Origin of the sequence: Mesorhizobium temperatum, assembly GCF_002284575.1 — a bacterium.
In the GTDB taxonomy this organism is placed as follows: Bacteria; Pseudomonadota; Alphaproteobacteria; order Rhizobiales; family Rhizobiaceae; genus Mesorhizobium; species Mesorhizobium temperatum.
Genome location: NZ_NPKJ01000027.1, coordinates 43,818 through 64,990, shown reverse-complemented (window position 1 = coordinate 64,990; position 21,173 = coordinate 43,818). Strand labels below are relative to the sequence as shown.

18 protein-coding genes and 3 pseudogenes are annotated in these 21,173 nt (G+C 60.9%); 9 read left to right on the top strand and 12 right to left on the bottom strand.

What is annotated here, in order from left to right; translation table 11 throughout:
• Both CIT26_RS37030 and CIT26_RS35705 read right to left on the bottom strand, forming a co-directional pair.
• Positions 1 to 232, bottom strand: a pseudogene (locus tag CIT26_RS37030) (hypothetical protein); the annotation flags it as partial.
• Between the two features lie 281 nt (positions 233 to 513).
• A pseudogene (locus CIT26_RS35705) lies at positions 514 to 641 on the bottom strand (IS481 family transposase); the annotation flags it as partial.
• Between the two features lie 267 nt (positions 642 to 908).
• Between CIT26_RS35705 and CIT26_RS08190 the strand changes: the two are divergent.
• Genes CIT26_RS08190 through CIT26_RS08180 form a run of 3 tightly spaced genes read left to right on the top strand, consistent with a single transcriptional unit; the run spans position 909 to position 5,018 of the window.
• Positions 909 to 1,565 (top strand): ABC transporter ATP-binding protein, encoded by a 657-nt coding sequence (locus CIT26_RS08190; RefSeq protein WP_031254148.1) that lies wholly within the window; start codon positions 909 to 911, stop codon positions 1,563 to 1,565.
• A complete protein-coding gene (locus tag CIT26_RS08185; RefSeq protein ID WP_206072737.1) occupies positions 1,565 to 3,973 on the top strand; it encodes an ABC transporter permease in 2,409 nt (802 codons plus the stop codon). The genes CIT26_RS08190 and CIT26_RS08185 overlap by 1 nt, the downstream gene beginning before the upstream one ends.
• Positions 3,963 to 5,018: a lipocalin-like domain-containing protein gene (locus CIT26_RS08180; protein WP_095492114.1), complete on the top strand. Its 1,056-nt coding sequence runs from the start codon at positions 3,963 to 3,965 to the stop codon at positions 5,016 to 5,018. The genes CIT26_RS08185 and CIT26_RS08180 overlap by 11 nt, the downstream gene beginning before the upstream one ends.
• Before the next feature lie 711 nt (positions 5,019 to 5,729).
• Here CIT26_RS08180 and CIT26_RS08175 read toward each other — a convergent pair.
• The 10 genes and pseudogenes from CIT26_RS08175 to CIT26_RS08130 form a co-directional block, all read right to left on the bottom strand.
• On the bottom strand, positions 5,730 to 6,443 hold the full coding sequence (locus CIT26_RS08175) for an SDR family oxidoreductase (RefSeq protein ID WP_095492113.1): 714 nt from the start codon (positions 6,441 to 6,443) through the stop codon (positions 5,730 to 5,732).
• A 113-nt stretch (positions 6,444 to 6,556) separates the two neighbouring features.
• A complete protein-coding gene (locus CIT26_RS08170) occupies positions 6,557 to 7,591 on the bottom strand; it encodes an alpha/beta fold hydrolase (protein WP_425350329.1) in 1,035 nt (344 codons plus the stop codon).
• Positions 7,592 to 7,619: 28 nt separating this feature from the next.
• Positions 7,620 to 8,738: a thioredoxin family protein gene (locus CIT26_RS08165; RefSeq protein WP_245319247.1), complete on the bottom strand. Its 1,119-nt coding sequence runs from the start codon at positions 8,736 to 8,738 to the stop codon at positions 7,620 to 7,622.
• A 70-nt stretch (positions 8,739 to 8,808) separates the two neighbouring features.
• Complete coding sequence (locus CIT26_RS08160; RefSeq protein ID WP_095492111.1) at positions 8,809 to 9,471, bottom strand: VOC family protein; 663 nt, start codon at positions 9,469 to 9,471, stop codon at positions 8,809 to 8,811.
• A 65-nt stretch (positions 9,472 to 9,536) separates the two neighbouring features.
• The gene (locus CIT26_RS08155; RefSeq protein ID WP_095492110.1) at positions 9,537 to 10,814 is read right to left on the bottom strand and encodes an epoxide hydrolase family protein; all 1,278 of its coding nucleotides are present in this window, start codon (positions 10,812 to 10,814) and stop codon (positions 9,537 to 9,539) included.
• Complete coding sequence (locus tag CIT26_RS08150; RefSeq protein WP_095492109.1) at positions 10,811 to 11,239, bottom strand: DUF6130 family protein; 429 nt, start codon at positions 11,237 to 11,239, stop codon at positions 10,811 to 10,813. Before CIT26_RS08150 ends, CIT26_RS08155 begins: the two co-directional genes overlap by 4 nt.
• 91 nt (positions 11,240 to 11,330) lie before the next feature.
• Positions 11,331 to 12,689 (bottom strand): epoxide hydrolase family protein, encoded by a 1,359-nt coding sequence (locus tag CIT26_RS08145; RefSeq protein ID WP_095492108.1) that lies wholly within the window; start codon positions 12,687 to 12,689, stop codon positions 11,331 to 11,333.
• Positions 12,690 to 12,928: 239 nt separating this feature from the next.
• The gene (locus tag CIT26_RS08140) at positions 12,929 to 13,315 is read right to left on the bottom strand and encodes a response regulator transcription factor (RefSeq protein ID WP_095492107.1); all 387 of its coding nucleotides are present in this window, start codon (positions 13,313 to 13,315) and stop codon (positions 12,929 to 12,931) included.
• Between the two features lie 73 nt (positions 13,316 to 13,388).
• Positions 13,389 to 13,592, bottom strand: a pseudogene (locus CIT26_RS08135) (response regulator transcription factor); the annotation flags it as partial.
• Positions 13,592 to 15,175 carry a sensor histidine kinase gene (locus CIT26_RS08130; RefSeq protein WP_095492117.1) on the bottom strand — a complete coding sequence of 528 codons (1,584 nt, stop codon included), beginning with the start codon at positions 15,173 to 15,175 and terminating at the stop codon, positions 13,592 to 13,594. The pseudogene CIT26_RS08135 and the gene CIT26_RS08130, both read right to left, overlap by 1 nt.
• A 1,004-nt stretch (positions 15,176 to 16,179) precedes the next feature.
• Between CIT26_RS08130 and CIT26_RS08125 the strand changes: the two genes are divergently transcribed.
• The 6 genes from CIT26_RS08125 to CIT26_RS08100 all read left to right on the top strand — a co-directional run bounded on the left by CIT26_RS08125 (position 16,180) and on the right by CIT26_RS08100 (position 21,171).
• A complete protein-coding gene (locus CIT26_RS08125) occupies positions 16,180 to 16,611 on the top strand; it encodes a CBS domain-containing protein (protein ID WP_095492106.1) in 432 nt (143 codons plus the stop codon).
• 285 nt (positions 16,612 to 16,896) lie between these two features.
• On the top strand, positions 16,897 to 17,397 hold the full coding sequence (locus CIT26_RS08120; RefSeq protein WP_095492105.1) for an NADH-quinone oxidoreductase subunit J family protein: 501 nt from the start codon (positions 16,897 to 16,899) through the stop codon (positions 17,395 to 17,397).
• On the top strand, positions 17,397 to 17,699 hold the full coding sequence (gene nuoK / locus CIT26_RS08115) for an NADH-quinone oxidoreductase subunit NuoK (protein WP_095492104.1): 303 nt from the start codon (positions 17,397 to 17,399) through the stop codon (positions 17,697 to 17,699). The genes CIT26_RS08120 and nuoK overlap by 1 nt, the downstream gene beginning before the upstream one ends.
• Positions 17,700 to 17,703: 4 nt before the next feature.
• Positions 17,704 to 19,167 carry a monovalent cation/H+ antiporter subunit D family protein gene (locus CIT26_RS08110; protein ID WP_095492103.1) on the top strand — a complete coding sequence of 488 codons (1,464 nt, stop codon included), beginning with the start codon at positions 17,704 to 17,706 and terminating at the stop codon, positions 19,165 to 19,167.
• On the top strand, positions 19,164 to 19,418 hold the full coding sequence (locus CIT26_RS08105) for a hypothetical protein (RefSeq protein ID WP_095492102.1): 255 nt from the start codon (positions 19,164 to 19,166) through the stop codon (positions 19,416 to 19,418). The genes CIT26_RS08110 and CIT26_RS08105 overlap by 4 nt, the downstream gene beginning before the upstream one ends.
• On the top strand, positions 19,411 to 21,171 hold the full coding sequence (locus CIT26_RS08100; protein WP_095492101.1) for a Na(+)/H(+) antiporter subunit D: 1,761 nt from the start codon (positions 19,411 to 19,413) through the stop codon (positions 21,169 to 21,171). The genes CIT26_RS08105 and CIT26_RS08100 overlap by 8 nt, the downstream gene beginning before the upstream one ends.
• The last annotated feature ends 2 nt before the right edge of the window (positions 21,172 to 21,173 follow it).

The window sequence follows — 21,173 nt, the reverse complement described above, 5'->3', positions numbered from 1 at the left end:
TGGTATCGCCTTCCGCGCGCCGAATGACGACGCGGTCGTGGAGTGGCCGGAATTTCATTGGGGTTCTTTCTGCCGCCGCACATAGAGCGACTGCAACACTTAACATAGCCCCTTTGGCACTCGAATGATAGGAGTGCCAAATTTTTAATTCCTCAAGCCGAAAATATTTGAAATGTAAATCAGTCGTTGTTACCGGCGCTTTTGGCCGTCCGAAAAGCGGAGCAATAAGCAATTTTATCGTAATACATCCCTCTTAATTTTGCCGACAACAGACTATATTAATCCGCAGTTACGAACCAAACCTATTGAGCCTTGATTGAATGTGCATCGAGACATATATATAGATTGCGTGGATTTGGCCGATTTGGCTTTCGCGGTCCCGATCGGCATAGGTCCGCGACCTTCGACCCGCCATGAAGCACCGAATTTTCTGACAGCGAATGATGTATAGCGCTTATTCGGCGCGCATGTCGCTCTGTTCGAGCCTTTGAACCACGGCGTTGACCACGGATGCGCCACGACCTTGGCCGACACACCATAGGCTTGCGCCGCAAGAGCTTGGGAAAGACGGCCCTCAATGACCGAAGAGCCATCTCCTCTCGACGCAATGGCGTCAGACGGGCATCCTTGTGGATGTTCATTCGGACCCTCCGGTGAGTGCTGAAGCTTGGTAACTCCAGTCTCCTCGGTTCGGTCCGAATAGACAACCTATCGAAAGCCCACAGCTAGAGCGTAATTGTACATCGAATTCCAAGTGGAGGTCGCGTTAGATGCAAAACGCGAGCCCTCTGAAAAAACCCATTGTCCAATTAAGGCAGTGGGTTTGGAGGCTGTATGAAAGGGGTCGTTGTTTGGCGCTATTTCACGGGCATGCCGTGTCAGATGCACGCGGACCTCCGGGGAGTAACATGCTGCTGAGGCTGCACCGGATCGATAAATTCTACCCCACTGGCGAGGGGCCGTTGCATGTTCTGCACGGGATCGATCTTTCGCTGGAGGCGGGCAAGAGCCTTGCGCTGACCGGCGAGTCTGGCAGCGGCAAGAGCACTCTTTTGCACCTTGTTGCAGGGCTCGACAGCCCTGATGCGGGAGAAATCCACCTTGGCGGTACCAATATTGTGGGGCTGAACGATACAGCCCTTGCCGCCCTGCGGCGGGGAACAGTCGGACTTGTGTTCCAGCAGTTCAACCTGATCCCTTCGCTTGATGTGGCGGCCAACCTTGCCTTTCAGGCTCGGCTTGCTGGCCGCCCTGATCCGGCATGGTTGAAAGTCCTTTCCAAACGGCTGGGCCTCGCCCAAGTCCTCACGCGCTACCCTGAACAACTGTCGGCCGGCCAGCAACAGCGGGTGGCGATCGGCCGGACCTTGGCCGCTCGGCCCCGGCTGGTTTTGGCCGATGAGCCCACGGGCAATCTCGATGAAGCAACAGGGGACGCTGTACTCGATCTTATGCTGTCGCTGGTGGCTGAAACGGGTGCCGCCCTGTTAATGGTTACCCATTCCAACCGTCTGGCAAACCGGCTGAACGCCCACGTTCACCTGCACGCGGGACGGCTGGCTTGATGGTGTGGACCGGGTTGTCAGCGCTCTTGTCGCATTGGCGCAGGCGGCCTGTCCAACTGGCGATGCTGCTTTTGGGGCTATCGCTGGCAACGGCGTTGTGGTCAGCGGTTCAGACGATCAACGGTGAGGCGCGGGCGAGCTATGACCGTGCAGCGGCGATCCTTGGGCAGGACCGGCTCGCGCAACTGGTGCGTGAGGACGGGGCCCGGATGGATCAACAGGTGTTTGTGAGACTGCGGCGAGCAGGCTGGCTGGCTTCGCCGGTGATTGAAGGTGAAATGCGGTTTGGGGATGTGCGGTTGCGCGTCCTCGGCATTGACCCACTGACTTTGCCGCCGCAGGCGCAGCAGGTGGATGTTGCGGTGGGTGATGAGCTATTGCCGTTCATCACGGCGCCCGGTGTGCTCTATGCAGCTCCGGAAACCGCGGCACGACTAACCGAGCAAGCAACACCTCCCGTGCGCGTGGCCGAGGGGTTGCCGCCTGGCACAGTCCTCACCGACATCGGGCAGGCGCAGGTCTTGCTTGGGGCAAAGGACAATATCTCTCGTCTTTTGCTCTGGCCGGACCAACCGATTGGCCGTGCCCCTCTAGAGGTGACAGCCCCCGGCCTGACCCTGCGCGAGCCGAGCGAAACGGGGGATCTTGCCAGGCTGACCGACAGTTTTCACCTGAACCTGACGGCTTTCGGTTTTCTTGCCTTTGCGGTGGGGCTCTTCATCGTGCATTCCGCCATCGGTCTGGCTTTTGAACAGCGCCGCCAGGTATTTCGCACGCTGCGCGCACTGGGCTTGCCGGCCCGCGTGCTGGTCCTTTTGCTGATCGCCGAGCTGCTGATCTTCGCCCTCCTCGCGGGACTAGTGGGCGTGGCACTTGGCTATGTAGTCGCCTCGGCCCTTTTGCCCGACGTCGCCGCCACCCTGCGCGGGCTTTACGGGGCCGATGTGCCGGGAACGCTGTCGATCCGCCCCGCAGTGTGGGCAGCGGGGCTGGCGATCGCGGTAATCGGCACGCTGGTAGCGGCCGCACAGAGCCTCTGGCGGCTATGGCACCTGCCGCTGCTTGCGTCGGCCCAGCCTCGGGCCTGGGCGCGGGCTTCGGAGCGGGCCCTGCGCGCGCAAGGCGTGGCTGCGATGGTGCTCCTGTTGACGGCGGCGGGAATTGCACAGTTCGGATCCGGCCTCGAGGCGGGTTTTGCGCTTCTGGCGGCACTGCTGTTGGGGGCGGCACTGGCGCTGCCGCTCGTGCTGACGGGGATATTGCACCTTGGCGGCCGCTTGGCGCGTGGACCATTGGCTGAATGGTTTTGGGCCGACACGCGTCAACAGCTTCCCGGCCTGTCATTGGCGCTAATGGCACTGCTGCTTGCGCTGGCCGTCAATGTGGGCGTCAGCACGATGGTGTCGAGCTTTCGGCTGACCTTCACCGGCTGGCTCGATCAGCGTCTCGCCTCTGAGCTTTACGTGACCGCCCGCACTGAAGCAGAGGCCACGGCGATACACGACTGGCTGGCCCAGCGCAGCGACGCGGTCCTGCCGATCTGGAGCATTGAGGGCCGGGTCGCAGGCCAGCCCGCGGCAATATACGGCGTGGCCGATCATGCCACCTATCGCGACAACTGGCCGATCCTCTCTGCAGTGCCGGAGGTGTGGGACCGGATCGCCACAGGCGACGGCGCCCTGATCAACGAACAACTGGCGCGGCGCCAGGAGTTGGGCTTGGGGGACCAGATCACGCTGCCCGGTGGCTGGCGGGCCAGCATCGTCGGCGTCTATGCCGACTATGGCAACCCGATCGGCCAAGTGATCATCGGGATCGACACACTGCTCCAGCACTATCCTGACGTCTCCCGCCTGCGCTATGCCATTCGGATTGCCCCCGGCAAGGCCGAAGCACTGGCTGCGGGTTTGCGGGCGGAATTCGGGCTGCCCGCGCAGAACGTGATTGACCAGGCCGGGATCAAGGTCTTTTCGCTCAAAGTGTTTGAGCGCACATTCAGAGTGACAGCCGCGCTGAATGTGCTGACGCTGGGAGTCGCGGGGCTGGCGATGTTTGCGAGCCTCATGACCCTGTCGGGGATGCGCCTACCGCAACTGGCGCCGGTCTGGGCCATGGGTCTGCCCCGCCGCCACCTCGTATGGCTGGAGCTTTGGCGCGGCTTGTTGTTGGCAGCCTTGACCATGCTGGCCGCTCTGCCTGTAGGTATCGGGCTCGCCTTTGTTCTGCTGGCGGTGGTGAATGTCGAGGCTTTTGGCTGGCGTCTGCCGATGCACCTTTTTCCCGGTGACTGGGTGCGGCTGGCGGCGCTCGCGCTGCTGGCGGCCGGGCTCGCAGCCGCCGTGCCTGCCTGGCGGCTGGCGCGTCTTTCGCCATCGGATTTGTTGAGCTTATTTGCACATGAGCGTTAGGGCATTGCTGATCTATCTGTGCTTGGCCGCACCTGCCTTTGGCCAGGGTTTTGCTGGGCTTGGCACAGAGGCTGACGGGTTTTCAGTGCCGCAGCCGGGGACTGCATTCAACTTCCCGGCAGACCACGGCCCGCACCCCGGTTACCGGATCGAATGGTGGTATTTGACCGCCAACCTGCAAGCTGCGGATGGAACGGACTATGGTGTGCAATGGACTCTTTTCCGATCCGCCCTGGCCCCGGTGGAGCGGTCCGGCTGGTCCAGTCCGCAGCTTTGGATGGGTCATGCGGGGCTGACGACGCAAACGCACCAATTCGTGGACGAACGGATGGCACGGGGCGGCATCGGCCAGGCGGGGGTTACGGCTGCGCCCTTTGCGGCCTGGATTGACAATTGGCAGATGGCAGGCCGGGCCCTGCCAGAGGCGGATGCGCTGTCGGCGCTCGATCTGCGTGCGGCAGGACAGGCGTTTTCCTACGAACTGGCGTTGGACGCCAAAGGCCCTCTGGTGCCGCAGGGAGTGCAGGGCTATTCGGTGAAATCCGAGAAGGGGCAGGCGAGCTATTATTACTCGCAACCATTCTACCACGTGACCGGGACGCTGACCCTTCCCGCGGGCGCGATTGCGGTGACCGGTCAGGCGTGGTTGGACCACGAATGGTCCTCGCAGCCGCTGGCTGAGGATCAAACCGGGTGGGACTGGTTCTCGCTGCATTTCGACAGCGGCGAAAAGATGATGGGCTTTCGTCTGCGCGGCGGAGGCGCGGGCTTTACCTCGGCCACATGGATCAAGGCCGACGGCAGGCCGCAGCCGCAGGCCCCCGGCGCGCTAAGGGTCACGCCGCTCGAAACGGCGGCAGTCGCGGGACGCAGCGTGCCGATCCGTTGGCGGGTGCAATTGCCGGAAAAAGAGGTAGATGTGACCACGCGGGCGCTGAACCCGCAAGCCTGGATGGACACACGCTTTCCGTATTGGGAGGGCCCGATCCGATTTGAGGGCAGCCATGCCGGGCGCGGCTATCTCGAGATGACAGGCTATGAGTGACTGGAGGACGCTGCTCGATCGCGAGATTCGCGACGGTTGGGGAATTGCCGAAAATGGAGAAGGTTAGTTTCCAGCGCCCTTCCCTCTACCAAAATCAACTAAGTTATTGAAATAACTAGTAAATCAGCATCTTTGGTAGCGCTCTCGGACAAAATTCCTCAATAATTTCAATGCTGCGCGACTGACGCTACCAACAGGATGCTCATATCCGCCACGAGTAGACATTCGGGCTGAAGTCCGAATTGGACGACGGCGAATGGCGACGGGTTATCGCTGAGTATGCGATTGCTACATGCGTCACTGGTCCGCAGAGGAGTATCCCGGTCTTGGTGAAGCCGCGCTGAAGCCACGCCAGCGACCGGCCGGCGACGCGCGCCGGCTGGCCAGAATGGATTGCCGCCGGGGCAACGTCCGGCCTGCGGATTAACGTTTTTGGACGGAAAGGAGCATGCGAGCTTCCCGGAACGGCGTAGAAGCGTCAGAAACGGCCATCCGCCGCGAGTTTCTCGATGACCGCAGGTGGGCCGAGAGCAGACCGGCAGCTTTTGGCGTCCAAAAGGCAAGAGCGGACGTTCAGGTCACACGGCGTGATGACTATGGGGTGACCCGTTGCTGACCTTGAGCAGGAACGAACAACGACTGCTTTCAGCAAAGGCGGTTTTTAATGATCGACCGGCCGGGACGACTGGAAGCCAATCACAGCTATGCCATTCAGCCGAGTGGTGGCGGGTCGAGGTAAATTGGCTTTCCGTTGGAGAGGCTTCGCTTAACCTCTTTGGTGAAATCATCAGCGAGCACCTCTTCCTTGTTAGCCTCAAGGTCGATCAAGGCGGCTTCCGCAGCCTGCTGCGGACTGACTTTCTTCATGTCGAATCCATGGGTCATGTCCGTATCCATGAAGCTCACATGCAGACCGAGCACCGTCGTCTTCTGGCCCCGCAATTCGATGCGCAAGGCATTTGTGAAGCTCCAAGCCGCAGATTTTGAAGCGGAATATGCGGCAAGCATAGGCCGGGCATACCAAGTGGCGTCGGACAACACATTGATGATCGCTCCGCCGCCGTTCCTGGCAAGGATCGGAGCGAACGCCTGGCTGACGGCGATCATTCCGAAATAGTTTGTCTCGAGGATTTCCCGCGCTCCCTCGATCATACTCGGGTCAAGGGTGCTGCTGGTCAGACGGGCAATGCCGGCATTGTTGACCAGCAAGGTAGTATCGCCGCATTGGTTCGCGGCTACTGCTATTGAGGCGTGATCGGTTACATCCAGTCTGACCTGTATGATCCCAGGCCTACCCTCATCAGCGGGTCTGCGCACACCCGCATAGACCTTCTTTGCGCCGCGTTGAAGGGCTTGCTCAGCAAAAGCCAAACCCAGCCCGCGATTTGCGCCTGTTATGAACAGTACGGAGTCTTGGATAATCATATTCGTCCTCTCTGGCGGGCTGGTTCAAATCGGCCAAAAGCCGTTCAAAGTCCGGCGTAGCTGGGAAGTAGTTCTCTTCTTCTTGTCCATTGCCAGCGGCGCCTATAGGCCGATCAATGACCGTCGGCTTCGACGACAGCTTTGGCGAAGGCTTGCGGAGCTTCCTGCGGCAAATTGTGCCCGATGCCGCCGTTGATCGTCCGGTGCTCGTATCGGCCCGAGAATTTTTTGGCGTAGGCGCTGGGATCCGGGTGTGGCGCTCCATTAGCGTCACCCTCCAAGGTGATGGCAGGCACGGTAATGACGGGAAACTTGGCAAGCCGCTGTTCGAGATCGCCATATTTCGGCTCGCCTTCGGCCAAGCCGAGCCTCCAGCGATAGTTGTGGATCACGATCGCGACATGATCCGGATTGTCGAAGGCCGCCGCGCTGCGGTCAAAGGTCGCGTTGTCGAAGGTCCATTTCGGCGAGGCGATCTGCCAGATGAGTTTTGCGAAATCGCGCGTGTATTTCTCGTAGCCGGCCTGGCCGCGCTCGGTTGCGAAATAATACTGGTACCACCATTGCAGCTCCGCGTTCGGCGGCAGCGGCATCTTGTTGGCCTCCTGGCTGCCGATCAGATAACCGCTCACGGAAACCAGAGCCCTACAGCGCTCCGGCCACAGCGCCGCGACAATACAGGCTGTTCGAGCGCCCCAGTCGCAACCGCCGATGGTTGCCTTGTCGATCTTAAGAGCATCCATCAAGGCGATGATGTCGAGCGCGATCGCCGATTGCTGGCCGTTTCGGACCGCGCTTGAAAGAAAGCGCGTCGTGCCATAACCGCGCAGATACGGCACGATCACGCGGTATCCCTTCGACGCAAGCAAGGGCGCGACATCGACATAGGTGTGGATGTCGTATGGCCATCCGTGCAGCAGGATGACCGGGGGGCCGCCAGCGGGTCCTATATCGGCATAGCCGACGCTCAGCACGCCGGCGTCGATCTGATTCAACAGCCCGAAAGATGTTGCTGGCTCTTCGGTTGCCTGCTGTGCTGCTGCCGGAGCGATCAGACCGAGCTGAGTGGCTGCGACAGCCATCGCGGCGGTGCCTAAGAACCGGCGGCGATCTTGGTCGATCCCATCCGGGATCTTGAGCGAATGCATTAGGGAACCTCTATCGTTGCGCAGGCAATCAGCCGAACGTGAATGCGAAGACTTCCACATCCGAGTCGAGAAACTCGATCTCGAACTGGCGATCGACGATGGGGTGCGGTTGGCGGATCAGTTGGTACAGGCGCTGCTCCGTCACCGTGCCTTCGCCTTTTTCGTCAATGTCAATTCCGTGAGCAGCGCCTGGCGGCTGTCCGTCGATCAGCACCCGAAATCTCACGGAAGTTCCCGTCGCTGCCGGCCCCATGACGAGATGAAGATCGCGGGCGTGAAAACGATACGCGATGCGGCCATTGGGCTTGTTCAGTACGGCGGTTTCCTTCCTTGCCGTCCAACTGCCAGACAGCCCCCACTCGTTCAGGCTCAATCGAGCTGGCACTTCGTAGATGCGCGGCTTGTCCAAAACCGGTTTCCCGCCGGACGCAAAGTTCTGGGTGCGATCATACCCGAGATAATTTTCTGGAGACCTGAGGCTGTCCCAATCGGCCGCCGCTTCGAACCCGCGGGCATTTACCGAGACGGGCTCACGTTCAAATCCGTCGACTCCAGTCTCGGCCAGCAATTCCTGGATGATCTTTTCCGATTGCTCGTATGAGCCCTCGCCAAAATGATGATGCCGAACACGTCCCCGCGAATCGATGAAATAGAGCGCCGGCCAATACTGGTTGTTAAAGGCCCGCCATATGAGATGGCCGTTGTCTACCGCGATCGGGTAATCGACTGCCAAATCCTTCGCGGCCCGACGTACGTTGTTCAGGTCTTTCTCAAAGGAGAACTCGGGTGAATGCACGCCGATCACCACCAAACCTTGATCGCGATACTTCTCCTCCCACGCTCGGACATAGGGCAGCGTGCGCAGCCAGTTGATGCAGGTATAGGTCCAGAAATCGATAAGGATCACCTTGCCGCGCAAAGCCGATGCCGTCAGGGGCGGGGAATTTATCCACTCGTCCGCACTCTCGAGAGAAGCGAGCTCGGATTGACCTGCAACAGCGCCGGCGGAAGGGCCGTGAAGGAACGGAACCTCTGTCTGTTCGGAGGTTATCGGACGCGTCATATTCGTATCTCCTAGAAAACCTGCAATCGATGCGCCGATTGCCATTACGAGCGCCGCGGCTGCCAACAGCCTGTTTGTTTTCATCGTGACGCCTCTGGGTATGATCGAAATTGGCGCGCGCACAGGAGTGGGCGCAACGCGCGCGCCTAATTTCTCAAAGTGGCAGCGGCTTGCCGGTTTGCTCCGCCACCATGTACTCGGCGTACCAATACGGCCAGTTCTCGTCGCGCTGGCCGCCGTTGCGCTTCTCGTGTTCGCCATGAGCTTCCGACGCGCGCCGCATGGCAGCAGCAAGGTCCGCTACGGAAGCGTAGTTGGTGGTGTTGGGGTCAATCCGGCCAGGGAGCCGGGTGGTGACCTCCTGCAGCAGCCACTCATTGCCGTCTGGATCCTTGAAGGTTGCGTAAGAGGAATAGCTCTGCCGTTCCGGATGCCTGCCGCTGACCGCTGGCTTGCCCGGACCGGCGCGGTGGAATACTTCGCTGACTTCGACGCCGTGGCCAATGAGTTCGGCGCGCGCCGCCTCGATGTCCGACACGACGAGGAAAAGCCCGTTTGCGGAGCCAGGCGCGGCCGGCGTGAGGCCGGTGCCGAAATGGATCGAGGCCGGCGAGCCCGGAGGCGTGAACTGCATCGCCCGGAACGTGTCGCCGACGACGAAATCGCCGTCGAGCCTCCAGCCCAGGCCTTCGTAGAACTGCTTGGAGCGTGCGGCGTCCGAAACGGGGATGACTACGGCCTCGAGCTTCATGTCGAGGGGGCGCGTTCCGGGGGTTTCGATCGGGTCTTCGCTATGCGCCAGAATAGTGCTGCTCATGTCGATCTCCTTAGGTTTAACCTGTTGAGCGTTGAACGCGCCCGGGCTGGCGCCTGGTACGCGCCTCAGAAATCTTGTCGGAGCGGTCGGAACGCCGCACGCAACTCGGCAGAAAACAGTTCGGGTTGCTCCCAGGCGGCGAAATGACCGCCCTTGTCGACCTCGTGAAAGTAAATCAGGTTTGGATAGGCGCGCCGGGCCCACGTCTCCGGGGCCAGATATGTTTCCTCCGGAAAGACCGTGATGGCCACCGGCAGCGCGATCTCGAGGGTCCGCTCCACGGCCGCAAAAACAACGCTGCGTCCACCGTACTCCCAGTACAGCCGCCCTGCTGAGGTCGCGCTGTTGCTCAGCCAGTACTGAGTAATGTCATCCAGCACCTCGTCCGGGGACTTTTCGGGATCGCTGTTGTCGTATGTCCAGCGTGAGAAGCCCGGATGTCCGAGCATCCACGCCGCGAGTCCTGTGGGAGAGTCATTGATGGCGTAGCCGATCGTCTGCGGCCGGGTGCCCATCATCGTAGCGTAGGATCTGTTCCCCATCTTGGCTGCAGCGCTGAGCGCGTCAAACGCTGCGCGTTCCTTGTCCGTGAGTCCCGTTGGTGCTGGCCCGCCTACGGCGAGCACCGCGGCAATCTCGGGCGGCACCACCGCCGGCAGGTTAATATGAATGCCGAGCAGACCTGCCGGCGCCTGGCGTGCCATCGCGCTCGAGACGGGAGAGCCCCAGTCGCCACCCTGTGCGACGTAGCGGGTATAACCCAGGCGTTTCATCAGCTCCGCCCAGGTTTGTGCGATGCGATCAGGTCCCCAACCTGTCTCTGTCGGTTTGCCGGAGAAGCCATATCCCGGCATCGAAGGCAGGACGAGATCGAACGCGTCCTCCGCTCGCCCGCCATGAGCTGTGGGATCCGTCAGCGGGCCTACGGTCTTGAGCAGCTCGAACACCGAGCCGGGCCAGCCATGCGTCATGATCAGCGGCATGGCGTTCGGATGGCGCGAGCGGACGTGAATGAAGTGAATGTCCACGCCGTCGATCGTCGTCATGAATTGAGGCAGGGCGTTGAGCTTGGCCTCGGCCTTTCGCCAGTCGTAGCCGGTGCCCCAGTACTCGACGAGCGGCTTGATCTTCGAAAGCTGTATGCCCTGTGACCGGTCATTGACCGTCTCTCTGTCGGGCCACCGTGTCTCGGCGATGCGCCGGCGAAGGTCCTCGAGCGCCGCTTGCGGCACCTGAGCCTTGAAGGGCCTGATCGAGCGATCTTCGGCCGCATTGGCTTGGCTCAAGGCAGAAAGGACGCAAAATCCGAATGCCAGCGCAGCCGCCAGTGTGTGGAGCTTCATGGCTGAATCTCCTTGCCCGGAGCGTCGAACGTCACCGTTTGTCCGGTAAAGACCTTGCCTTCGGGGTCCACTGCCTCGATCAGCACCTTGTGCTGGCCGCGCGGCATGCCCACCAGGATGATGGTGTTGCTCTGACCGTAATCCGCCCATTGCCAGGGCAGGTCGTCGACGGTGATGTGCAGGTGCCCGACCCGCGGAGACACATTGCTTGCGGCTGGCCCGCCCACAGGCAGAATTTGCAAGTTCTCCACCCGGTAGGGGATAAACACGACGCCCTGAGCCAACGGACCGGGAAGCGGCGGCTCCACGATCAGCTTGGGCGGGGGTTCCTTGTCGACGGCAACAACCGTGCTCTGAGCGAACATATCCGTGGCGAACACGGTGCAAGCCGCGACCGCGGCGAGCGTCTTGATGATGAGTTTCATTGCAGGCTCTCCTTTTGGAGATTCGCTACGGGGGTTAATCGCCAAGCGGCGGATGGCGTGCATGTCCGGCGCGCCATCCCCGCTCAGCGCTTTACGTCTGCAACGTCTTGAATGATGCGCGCAGCTCATCGGTGAAGTACTTCGGCTGTTCCCATGCCGCGAAGTGGCAGCCCTTGGGCGGGCGGCCGTAATGCAGAAGCTTCGGGAACGCACGTTCGGTCCAACTCTTCGGCGCGGTATAGATTTCACTGGGGTTGGCGCTCACGCCGACGGGAATGGTGACGCCCTTGGCGTCAAAGAAGCCCGCCTTCGCCGTTTGCCGGTGTTCCCAATAGAGCTGGGCTGACGAGATGGCCGTGTTGGTCAGCCAATAGAGCGTGATGTTGTCGAGGATATCGTCGCGGGTAAGGCCCTCCGGCTCTCCATCGAAGGAGCGGGCGATCAGCGCATAGCTGTCCGCGTCGTGATCGAGAATCCATGACGCCAAGCCTGCCGGTGAATCGACGAGCCCGTAGAGCGTCTGCGGACGAAGCGCCATCTCGTTGGCGTAGCCCAGGCCGAACTTGTAGAAAAAGGCGACCTGTTCGTAAGCACGCTTTTCGTCGGGCCCGAGATCAGCGGGAGGCGGACTGCCGGCGGCAAGCGCCTTCACAATCTCGGGCGGAATGGTCGCTGGCATGTTGGTGTGGATGGCGATCAACTCGGGAGGCGCCATCAGAGCCATCTGTTCGGTGATGAGGGCCCCCCAATCGCCGCCCTGTGCGACAAACCGGTCGTACCCGAGGCGCTGCATCAGCACGGTCCACGCTTTCGCGATGCGTATCGGATCCCAGCCGGGTTGGGTCGGTTTGGCGGAAAAGCCGTAGCCCGGCATAGACGGGATCACCACGTCGAACGCGTCGGCCGCGGTTCCGTCATGTGCCGTGGGGTTCGTGAGCGGATCGATAACCTTCAGCAGCTCGATGACCGAACCGGGCCAGCCATGCGTGATGATGATCGGCAGCGCCCCCTGATGCTTGGATTTCACGTGGATGAAATGGATGTCGAGGCCGTCGATCTCGGTGATGAAATGCGGTAGCGACTTTAGATGCGCCTCGCATTTGTTCCAATCGTACTCGGTTCCCCAGTACTGGATGAGCTTCTGCATTGTGGCGAGTTGCACGCCTTGGGTGTCGCCTGCCGCCAACGTCGCCGAAGTCCGCCGAGAAGCTCCTTCGGAGACCAATTCGCGCTCGGGCCAACGCGTGGCAGCGATGCGGCGGCGTAGCTCGTCGATCTCCTCCTGCGGGAAGCTGATGGTGAAGGAGCGGATTGAACTGGCTTCGGCCGCGGCCACCGTCTGAGACGAGGTGAAGTTGAACGCGGCAGCGCCTGCCGAAGTGGCAAGCAATGCGGTGGCCGATGTGGCAAGAAACTCGCGCCGATTTGGCGCCGGTGATGCCGTGGACATGATCAGTCTCCTTCGTTGCGCGATGCCATTAGAGTGGTTGAACACTTTAGTTGTGCTCTCACTCCAGTGCGCGCTCCATCGGACGTAGGTTGGTCGTGACCGCGTGTTCGTTTATGGCGGTCATACCTAAGTTTATAGGCCCTGACGGGCCCGAGCGTCCCTCGGTTGAAGGCGATGCGATTCTACGATTGGACTTTGCGGTCTGCCGAGCCTGATCGCGCACAGCGATCAGCGACGCGCTAGTCGCTCTCACCGGCATTGTTTTTCAATGCAATGTCGAGGCAGCGAGACAGCGTGTCGCCGTCAAAAGGCTTGCTCAAAAAGCAGACGACGCCTCGAACCAACGCTTGAGCTCGCGCCTTTTCATCGGGAAAGGCCGTGATGAAAATGATGGGCGTGTGATGTCCACGCGTGCGCAAGATATCGTGCAACTCGATTCCGCTCATCTCCGGCATCTGGATGTCCGAAATCAGACACGAGGTTTGAGCCAGTTGTTCCGAATGCAAGAACGCACGTGCGGATGGGAAAGCGTGGGCGACAAACCCAAGCGACCGTACAAGACTCGTAGTTCCGCTTCGAATGGATTCGTCATCGTCGACGATCGAAATAACGGGGGTGTCTGGCAAGCGATTGGCCCATCAATGCGCACCGACAATGGTACGAGTCAGCTGTGTTCGAAAGTCATACATAGATATGAGGCTACGGGGACATTTCCCGGCCGATACCGAGTGCTTCGGCCATTTTGACCAGGTCCGCGAGCGACTTCGCACGCATCTTCTTCATCGCGTGGCCGCGATGAATCTTAACCGTAATCTCGCTGAGGCCGATGTGAGCGGCGATCTGTTTGTTCATTAAGCCGGTAGCGACGAGCGCCATCACCTCCTGTTCGCGCGACGTCCTCGTCATGCGGAGACAGAGCGAATTGCGCTAAAATGAAATATGGCACCCCGGGGCGTGTTCGGGGCCGCCCACAACCGCCCATCGTGGGCTTCCACGATCGATCTGCAGATCGACAGGCCCATCCCCATGCCGTCGGGCTTTGTCGTGAAGAGCGGGTTGAATATTCGATCCGCGTCTTGCGGACCGATTCCAGTTCCAGTGTCCGCAACCGAAACCGTTACGTGGCCATCGTCATGCAACTTGGATTTCACGGACAGCACCCGCGCCCCGCCGACCGCGGCCATGGAATCGATGGCGTTCGTGATCAGGTTTACAAGCAACTGCTGTAGCTGGATTCGATCGCCTGTTACCCGCGGCAGGCGTTCGTCCAGCTCGGCTTCGACCATTATCCGGTGTTTCGCCAGACCCTCTCGCACCAGGGCGAGTGTTTCCCCGATAAGGCTGTTGAGGTCGAGCGGAGCTCGCTTGCGGTCTTCTTTCCTGAAGATCGTTCTAATTCCGTCGATCACCGCTGCCGCGCGATGACCACCGGCGACAATCTGCTTGAATGCGTCCTTTGCTTCCTCCAGATCGGGCATCGAGCGACTGAGAAAGCGCAGGCCGGCATCGGCGCTCGTTATCATGCCAGATAGGGGTTGTTTGACTTCATGCGCAACCGTGGCTGCGACTGCGTCGCCGGTTACCAGTCGCGCCTCGCGCTCGTGACGCTGGCCACGGACCGCTCCGAGAAGCCGCGTATAAAGGGTCGTTATCTCGTGAAGCAGAACCATAAGAACGAGACCGCTGGACAGAACTCCGAAGATGCGGACGGTATACCAGCCAAGGCTGAAGCGAGCCGGATCGGGGTAATAGCTTAAAGGTATCTCTATCGAGAATAAGAGCATGACGACCATCAACCAAAGATCGAGCATTGAGTGTCGCCGGATCCAGAGCACGACGATGGCGGCGATGCTTAGCAACGCGACGGGCGCGCCCACATAGGGCCACACCGGGCTAAGGCGAGTGGAATCAAGGGTCACGCGCGGCAATAACGCTTCGCCTGCTATGAAAAAAAAGGACGCTAACGAGACCACAGCTGCGGTCAGGGAAATACTGAGGATAATCTCCGCACGCACGGTACCCTGCCGAAATCGTTTGCTGGGGTTCGAGCCCTTTGAGAGGGCATAGCCTATGACAAATAGGGGAAAGCCAGCGTGCTGGAAAAAGTAGATCCATGACGTACTCTGCATGCCGCCCACCAGGCCGCCCTTTGGCGCGAACAGACCTGGAAACGCCAGGACAAACGGGATCAGCATGAGCGCTGTAAACAGATATCCGCTTGCAATCAGGAGCGTGGCACGTGCGCGCAGGATGGAAAACTGAGTGTACAGGAGGATTGCGGTGATCGAATCGTTCACGAACATCGCCGTCGCGTAGGCCGGGACGAAGGCGTCGACCCGGCTCAGATGGATGCCCGAGAGCGGACTAACAGTGATCAACACGTAGACGGCCAACAGGCCAAGCACAAAAACAAGAGCGAGCTGCTTTTGCGCCCGACTTGGCGGCAAGCTCGAGAGGACGAAAAAATCGTCCTCTGGGACTGTCACGGCTGTCCTCTCCATAAAATACTCATCGCAGCGGCTGCAGCGCGCGGCACGAAAGTCATGACGCTCGAATATGATAAAGCTATTTTGCCTGAACTCATCGTCATTCTACCACCCGGGCTGCCAAGTAACAACGAACCAGGAAGGCGCGTCAGCGGAGATCGCACTTTCCTGCCAACGACCCAATCTCGAACCTGCATCTTCCCAGATCGGCGATTGGCCGTGGCCCGTCAAACCCGAGTAACGGCGGGATACGGCTAGCCTTTGGGCTTACGCCTTGACCGAGTCGAGTCCGAGACTCGCGCGCAAGGATTGGTCCGCACGTGCCAATGTCTGCAAAGAGGTCCGAGACGCGACTTTCGCTGCATCACTGGCAAAGTCAGCAAATTGCGCAACCGCGATCTCCGGACTGGTCGCCAACAATGTCCGCTTTCAGCAGTAGCAACGGTCACCTCAACGGCCGACATTGGGCGCGAAGCTGCCTTTTCTACACCGGACAAAAGCGCTGGTTTTGATTCGTTTAAGATATCTGGCGCGCCCGAAGAGATTCGATTACTGACCCCTGGATTGATTGCCAGCAGATGGCTCTACTCAACCGCAGCAACGAAGCCTGAACTGGCAAGTCATTGGGTGTGGGGAAAGGCGGTAGCGCGCTCCCACTACCACCTTAAACGTATAACCGCATGATATTGTTCGATTTTTTTCGGCAAAGAGTCGGAAAAATGGCTCCGGCGTCAGTCCGGGTTCTGACCGCCTTGGTGCCGCCACGCGACAGCCATTACCCGGCGGCTGGCAACAGAGATCGACTGGCGCCACCGGCAAGGCGACCCCTGTAGCAGGCGGCGGTTTGCGTGAGCCAATCATGAAGGCCTACCGCCAGGAAGCACTGGTGCCTGAGCGCGCAAGTCGGACTTGAAATATGAAGGCGCGCGGCGCACGATGGGGCAGACATGCACCGAGAGTGAGAGAGGGGGAGGGCTGGAGCGTAGCAGCGCTTGGAGGAAGCCATGAACGTCAAAGCGATTCTCGAGGACAAGGGTCGAGCCGTCGAGACTATCGGCCCGAACGAGACGCTCGCCGTGGCGATCAACAGGCTCGCCGAGCACGGGATCGGCGCACTGGTCGTTACCAATGGCGATCGCAAGGTGGTCGGCATCGTGTCCGAGCGCGACATCGTCTGCGCCATGGACAAGCATGGGGCTGCGGCCCTGCAGCAGAGTGTCCGTCACGCAATGACCGCCAAGGTCAACCTCTGCACCGAGAACCACACGATCAACCAGGTCATGGAGATCATGACCACAGGCCGCTTCCGCCACCTGCCCGTGGTGAAGAACGGCCAACTCGACGGCATCGTCTCGATCGGCGACGTGGTGAAGAAGCGAATCGAGGAGGTCGAGCGCGAGGCCGAAGAGATTATTCACTACATCTGGGCGGGGTAAGCTCGCCGAAGGCCCGCCGCCCCGGGCGCGACGTCCTTTTTCAGGGTTTCTGATCCCGTGCCGAACCTCCTTCGGCAGCCTGAATCACGGATAAGCAGGCTGCGGGAATCGCACACAGAATCAGATGCTGAGACTTGGGCGTAACGTAGCGCCAAACCATATAATCTTGAGAAAAATCCGATACTAGGGCACAATTTGTGGACGCATCTGAAGTGCGCAGCGCAGCTATCTTCAAATCCGGCCGTCTTGCGCCGAGTGACAGATCGCGGCGGAGGGTCGGCGTCGATGGATCAGGCCTTCTTTCTTCTGTTCGCTGCGGCGTCCGTGATCACGGCACTGACCGTGGTCCTGGCGCGGAATCCGGTTCACAGCGCATTGGCGCTGATGGCGTGTTTCCTGCAGATCTCGGCGATCTTCGTCTTGCTCGAGGCGCCGTTGCTCGCGGTCATCCAGATCTTCGTCTATGTCGGCGCGATCATGGTCCTATTCCTTTTCGTGATCATGATGATCGATGTGCGCGAAGCGGTGTTGCAGCGGTTCTTGCCGGGCGGCAACCTGCCGGCTCTGGTGCTGCTCGTCGTGCTTGGGTTCGAGATGCTTGCGCTGGTGCTCTGGAGCGACCGCTTTTCGGTCACGGAGCCCGTCGCTATGCGCACCGGTGGCGAGATCAGGCAGCTCAGCACGACGCTTTTCGCCGACTATCTCCTGCCATTTGAAACCGCCTCCGTCATCCTGCTGGCGGCCCTGGTCGGCGCCATCATGCTGGCGCGGAAAGAGCCGAGGTGATGGTGCCGCTCTGGTGGTATATCGTGCTAGGAGTGGTCCTGTTCGTGATCGGAGCGGCGGGCGTGCTGCTCAGGCGCAACATCCTGGTCGTGCTGATGTCGCTGGAGCTGCTGCTCAACTCGGTCAACATCAATTTCATCGCTTTCGGGCACTACTACGACGACTTCCGCGGGCAGATCTTCGCGATCTTCGTCATCGCAATCACCGCGGCGGAGGTTGCCGTCGCTCTCGGCATCTTGGTCGCCCTCGTGAGGAACAAGCCCACCCTCAAGGTCGACGACGTGACGATGATGAAGGGATAGCGGCTTGGACCCGGTGATATCGATCCGGCCGCTGCTTGCCGTCGCCGTCGCAGGTCTGGCGGCACTTGCAGTTCTCCTTCTGAACAACCGCGAAAAACTCCGCGATGTCGTCTCGCCGTTGGCCGCGATCGCCATGTTTGCAATTGTCGCCTCAATGGCGCCCACGGTGCTGGCGGGCGGCACGGTGGATTTTCGCCTGTTCGAGATTCTGCCGGGGATCGACTTCGCTTTCCGGGTCGATGCGCTCGGCATGGTGTTTGCCACCGTCTCGTCGCTGCTGTGGATTGTGGCGGCGATCTATTCCATAGGCTACATGCGGCACTTGAACGAGCACGCGCAGACCCGGTTCTTCGCCTGCTTTGCCACCAGCCTCGCGGCGGCCGTCGGGGGCGCCTTCGCAGCCAATCTATTCACGCTGGTGATCTTCTACGAGGTGCTCAGCCTCGTTACCTATCCGCTCGTCTACCACCACGAGGACGAAGAGGGATGGGCGGGCAGCCGCAAGTACCTCGTCTATTTGATGGGCGCGTCGAAAAGCCTGCTTCTTGCCGCGCTGGCCCTGACCTACCACATTGCCGGGTCGCTCGACTTTGTGGCGGGGGGGCTGCTGGCGGGGGTCGATGCCTCGGCGTCTCTGCTGACGGTCATCTATTTCTGCTATCTCTTCGGCTTCGCCAAGGCCGCGGTGATGCCGATGCACGCCTGGCTGCCTGCCGCGATGGTGGCGCCGACACCGGTCAGCGCGCTCTTGCATGCGGTTGCAGTGGTCAAGATGGGTGTGTTCTGCGTGCTGCGGGTGGTGTTCCATGTCTTCGGCGCAGGGCTGCTAGACGGGCTGGGGCTCGGCCTCGCCACGGCCTATCTGGTCTCGTTCACGATCCTGATGGCGTCCATCTACGCCCTGACGCGGGACGACCTGAAGGCGCGGCTCGCCTATTCGACGGTCAGTCAGCTGTCCTACATCGTGCTTGGAGCTGTCCTACTGTCGCCGGTCGCGACGGTCGGCGGGATCATCCACATTGCGGCGCATGCGTTCGCCAAGATCACGCTCTTTTTCTGCGCCGGTTCGATCTATTGCGCGTCTGGCAAGCGGAACATCAGCGACATGGCCGGCATCGGCCGCAGGCTGCCCTGGACGATGGGGGCGTTCTTCGTCGGCTCGCTCAGCATGATCGGGGTACCGCCGACTGCGGGCTTCGTCAGCAAGTGGTATCTGGCGCTGGGCTCGGTGGAGGCGGGGGAGATCGCGTTCCTGATCGTTCTCTTGGTGAGTTCGGTCCTGAACGCCGCCTATTTCCTGCCGGTCAGCTATGTCGCCTTTTTCGGGACGGATGCACAGGAGTGGCCGGCAACGGTCCATGAAATTCCGATGGTGACGATCCCACTGGTCGCGACCGCCATTTTGTCGGTGTCGATGGGCATCTTCCCCGGCTATTTCCTCGCCCTGGCGGAAGGAGTGGTCAGATGATCAAGCGCGTCGTCGATTTCTTTGGTGACAGGCGATATGCGAAGCAGCGCCGCTGGCTGTTCTTTCTCGTGCTCGTTCTGATCGTCATCGCAGACTTTCTGGTCTTCCGCGAACACGCCGAATACCTGTGGGACCGCCTGCCCGGCTGGTCGGCCGTCTACGGCTTCGGCTCCTGCGTGCTGCTGATCCTATTTTCCAAGTTCCTCGGCCATCAGGGTGGGCTGATGCGGCGCGAGGACTATTATGACTGACTTCGTCCATCCCGCCGTCCTATTCATTCTCGGCGCCCTGCCGATCCCCTTCCTGAAAGGGTCAATCCGCAAGGCTTATCTGCTGCTGATCCCGGCGCTGGCGATCCTCGCCGTTTTCACGATGCAGCCTGGCAGCTACGGTGCGGCGCAGTTCATCGGGCAGGAACTCCTGATCGCGAAGGTCGACAAGTTGAGCATCGTCTTCGCCACCGTTTTCACTATCATGGCGCTGATCGGCATGGTCTACGCGCTGCACCTGACGCGCGCCGGAGAGCATGTGGCGGCGTTCGTCTACGTCGGCAGCGCGCTCGGCGTGGTGTTTGCCGGCGACTACCTGACCCTGTTCCTGTTCTGGGAAGGTATGGCGTTTGCCTCTGCCTATCTGGTCTTTGCCCAGCGCGGCGGGCCGGCGGTCCGTGCCGGGTTTCGGTATCTCATGGTCCATATCACCGGCGGCGTCGCCCTGCTCGGCGGCGTCATTCTCCACGGGCTCGCCACCGGCTCGCTGCTCTTCGGCCCGATCGAGGGGGGGATGGGCGTCGCCGCCTACCTGATCCTTGCCGGGTTCATGCTCAACGCCGCGGTGCCGCCGCTCAACGCCTGGCTGACCGACGCCTACCCGGAGGCGACCGTCACCGGGGCGGTGTTCATGAGCGCCTTCACCACCAAGACTGCCGTCTACGTGCTGGCGCGGACGTTTCCGGGGACCGAGATTCTGGTCTGGCTCGGCACGGTGATGGCGCTTTACGGCGTCATCTACGCGGTGTTGGAGAACGACTGCCGGCGGCTCTTGGCCTATCACATCGTCAGCCAGGTGGGCTACATGGTGGCGGGCGTCGGCATCGGCACCGAGATGGCGGTAAACGGGGCCACTAGCCATGCCTTCGCGCATATCCTCTACAAGGCGCTCCTGTTCATGGGCGCGGGGGCGGTGATCCATGTCACCGGGCTGCGCAAGCTCACCGAGCTCGGCGGGCTCTACAGGACCATGCCGCTGACCGTGGCGCTCTACATGGTCGGCGCCTTCGCGATCTCGGCATTTCCGTTCTTCTCGGGCTTCGTCACCAAGTCGATGGTGGTCGCCGCCGCTGGGCAGGACCACCGCGCGCTGGTGGTGTTAGCGCTCACCATGGCGTCGTCGGGAACCTTCCTGCACACCGGGCTGAAGCTGCCCTACTACATGTTCTTCGGCACCGACCGGGGGCTTCAGGCGCGCGAGCCGCCCCGCAACATGCTCGTTGCGATGGGCATGGCGGCGGTGCTCTGCATTGCGATCGGGGTTTTCCCCCAGCCGATTTACGCGCTTCTGCCCTATCGGGTCGACTTCGAACCCTACACCGGCGTCCATGTCACCGAGAGCCTCGGTGTGCTGATGTTCACCGCACTGGGCTTCGTGCTGTTCCTCAGGGCGCTCGACCCCGAGAACACGATCAGCCTCGACACCGACTGGTTCTACCGCAAAGGCGCGCGGCATTTCATGTGGCTCGCCGAAAAACCGTTGGCGCGCTACGAGCAGGCGGTGAGCGACGTGTCCGAGACCGCGGTGCTGCCCTTCCTGCACGGGACCGCACGGGCCGGACTGCGGATCGATCTCAACGGTGTGGACGCCGTCGTGAGCGGCGTCGCCCGCTCGATCCTGCGCGGTGGCGGCGCGCTGCGCAAGCTGCAGACCGGCGTCGTGACCCATTACGCGCTGGCGATGATCGTCGGTGTGATCGCAGCCATCGCCGTCTTCGCCGTGGCGTGGCAGTAGGG

Excerpts from the sequence above, each read along its gene's own strand:
- CIT26_RS08165 (WP_245319247.1), bottom strand. The coding sequence starts at position 8,738 with ATGAAAACAAACAGGCTGTTGGCAGCCGCGGCGCTCGTAATGGCAATC.
- nuoK (WP_095492104.1), top strand. The coding sequence starts at position 17,397 with ATGGTGCCGCTCTGGTGGTATATCGTGCTAGGAGTGGTCCTGTTCGTG.
- CIT26_RS08150 (WP_095492109.1), bottom strand. The coding sequence starts at position 11,239 with ATGAAACTCATCATCAAGACGCTCGCCGCGGTCGCGGCTTGCACCGTG.
- CIT26_RS08175 (WP_095492113.1), bottom strand. The coding sequence starts at position 6,443 with ATGATTATCCAAGACTCCGTACTGTTCATAACAGGCGCAAATCGCGGG.
- CIT26_RS08155 (WP_095492110.1), bottom strand. The coding sequence starts at position 10,814 with ATGAAGCTCCACACACTGGCGGCTGCGCTGGCATTCGGATTTTGCGTC.
- CIT26_RS08160 (WP_095492111.1), bottom strand. The coding sequence starts at position 9,471 with ATGAGCAGCACTATTCTGGCGCATAGCGAAGACCCGATCGAAACCCCC.
- CIT26_RS08180 (WP_095492114.1), top strand. The coding sequence starts at position 3,963 with ATGAGCGTTAGGGCATTGCTGATCTATCTGTGCTTGGCCGCACCTGCC.
- CIT26_RS08185 (WP_206072737.1), top strand. The coding sequence starts at position 1,565 with ATGGTGTGGACCGGGTTGTCAGCGCTCTTGTCGCATTGGCGCAGGCGG.
- CIT26_RS08105 (WP_095492102.1), top strand. The coding sequence starts at position 19,164 with ATGATCAAGCGCGTCGTCGATTTCTTTGGTGACAGGCGATATGCGAAG.
- CIT26_RS08190 (WP_031254148.1), top strand. The coding sequence starts at position 909 with ATGCTGCTGAGGCTGCACCGGATCGATAAATTCTACCCCACTGGCGAG.
- CIT26_RS08170 (WP_425350329.1), bottom strand. The coding sequence starts at position 7,591 with ATGCATTCGCTCAAGATCCCGGATGGGATCGACCAAGATCGCCGCCGG.
- CIT26_RS08100 (WP_095492101.1), top strand. The coding sequence starts at position 19,411 with ATGACTGACTTCGTCCATCCCGCCGTCCTATTCATTCTCGGCGCCCTG.
- CIT26_RS08120 (WP_095492105.1), top strand. The coding sequence starts at position 16,897 with ATGGATCAGGCCTTCTTTCTTCTGTTCGCTGCGGCGTCCGTGATCACG.
- CIT26_RS08145 (WP_095492108.1), bottom strand. The coding sequence starts at position 12,689 with ATGTCCACGGCATCACCGGCGCCAAATCGGCGCGAGTTTCTTGCCACA.
- CIT26_RS08125 (WP_095492106.1), top strand. The coding sequence starts at position 16,180 with ATGAACGTCAAAGCGATTCTCGAGGACAAGGGTCGAGCCGTCGAGACT.